Genomic DNA, 2,154 nt, shown 5'->3' with positions numbered 1-2,154 from the left:
GCGTTGTTTCGACGACACTTCTTGGGGTTGTATGGTTAAGTGACTAAGCGTACATGGTGGATGCCTTGGCAGTCAGAGGCGATGAAGGACGTACTAACCTGCGATAAGCTGTGAGAAGTCGGTAAGAGACGCTATTACTCACAGATTTCCGAATGGGGAAACCCACCCAGCACAAGCTGGGTATCTATTACTGAATACATAGGTAATAGAGGCGAACCGGGAGAACTGAAACATCTAAGTACCCCGAGGAAAAGAAATCAACCGAGATTCCCTCAGTAGCGGCGAGCGAACGGGGATTAGCCCTTAAGTTTCTTGGAAGTTAGTGGAATGGTCCTGGAAAGGCCAGCGATACAGGGTGATAGCCCCGTACATGAAAACGACCTTGAAGTGAAATCGAGTAGGGCGGGACACGTGACATCCTGTCTGAATATGGGGGGACCATCCTCCAAGGCTAAATACTCCTGACTGACCGATAGTGAACCAGTACCGTGAGGGAAAGGCGAAAAGAACCCCTGTGAGGGGAGTGAAATAGAACCTGAAACCGTGTACGTACAAGCAGTGGGAGCCCTTCGGGGTGACTGCGTACCTTTTGTATAATGGGTCAGCGACTTACATTTTGTAGCGAGGTTAACCGTATAGGGGAGCCGTAGGGAAACCGAGTCTTAACTGGGCGTCTAGTTGCAAGGTGTAGACCCGAAACCGGGTGATCTAGCCATGGGCAGGTTGAAGGTTGAGTAACATCAACTGGAGGACCGAACCCACTAACGTTGCAAAGTTAGGGGATGACCTGTGGCTGGGGGTGAAAGGCCAATCAAACTCGGAGATAGCTGGTTCTCCCCGAAAGCTATTTAGGTAGCGCCTCGGACGAATACTACTGGGGGTAGAGCACTGTTTGGACTAGGGGGTCATCCCGACTTACCAACTCCATGCAAACTCCGAATACCAGTAAGTACTATCCGGGAGACACACGGCGGGTGCTAACGTCCGTCGTGAAGAGGGAAACAACCCAGACCGCCGGCTAAGGTCCCAAAGTTCTGGTTAAGTGGGAAACGATGTGGGAAGGCTCAGACAGCTAGGATGTTGGCTTAGAAGCAGCCATCATTTAAAGAAAGCGTAATAGCTCACTAGTCGAGTCGGCCTGCGCGGAAGATGTAACGGGGCTCAAACCAGGCACCGAAGCCGCGGATCCACACTTATGTGTGGGTGGTAGGGGAGCGTTCTGTAAGTCTGCGAAGGTGTATCGAGAGGTATGCTGGAGATATCAGAAGTGCGAATGCTGACGTAAGTAACGATAAAGGGGGTGAAAAGCCTCCTCGCCGGAAGACCAAGGGTTCCTGTCCAACGTTAATCGGGGCAGGGTGAGTCGACCCCTAAGGTGAGGCCGAAAGGCGTAATCGATGGGAAGCAGGTTAATATTCCTGCACGACTTGTAATTGCGATGGGGGGACGGAGAAGGCTAGGTGGGCCAGGCGACGGTTGTCCTGGTGAAAGTGCGTAGGTGGTGTTTCTAGGCAAATCCGGAGACACAACACTGAGACACGAGACGAAGCCACTACGGTGGTGAAGCCATTGATGCCCTGCTTCCAGGAAAAGCCTCTAAGCTTCAGATTACAAGTCATCGTACCCCAAACCGACACAGGTGGTCGGGTAGAGAATACCAAGGCGCTTGAGAGAACTCGGGTGAAGGAACTAGGCAAAATAGAACCGTAACTTCGGGAGAAGGTTCGCTCTTGACAGTGAAGTCCCTTGCGGATGGAGCAGTTGGGAGTCGCAGTGACCAGATGGCTGGGACTGTTTATCAAAAACACAGCACTCTGCAAACACGAAAGTGGACGTATAGGGTGTGACACCTGCCCGGTGCCGGAAGGTTAATTGATGGGGTTAGCGCAAGCGAAGCTCTTGATCGAAGCCCCGGTAAACGGCGGCCGTAACTATAACGGTCCTAAGGTAGCGAAATTCCTTGTCGGGTAAGTTCCGACCTGCACGAATGGTGTAACCATGGCCATGCTGTCTCCACCCGAGACTCAGTGAAATCGAATTCGCCGTGAAGATGCGGTGTACCCGCGGCTAGACGGAAAGACCCCGTGAACCTTTACTACAGCTTGGCACTGAACATTGAACCTACATGTGTAGGATAGGTGGGAGGCTTTGAAG

General features: G+C 52.2%; 1 rRNA gene. It reads left to right on the top strand.

Features of this window, described 5'->3' with window-relative positions:
- Nucleotides 1-33: 33 nt before the first annotated feature.
- Nucleotides 34-2,154: ribosomal RNA gene (locus GWQ22_RS21205) — 23S ribosomal RNA — on the top strand; the annotation flags it as partial.

It is taken from the genome of Aeromonas sp. 1HA1, from assembly GCF_029237385.1.
Taxonomy (GTDB): domain Bacteria; phylum Pseudomonadota; class Gammaproteobacteria; order Enterobacterales; family Aeromonadaceae; genus Aeromonas; species Aeromonas popoffii.
This window is presented reverse-complemented; position numbering and strand designations above follow the sequence as displayed.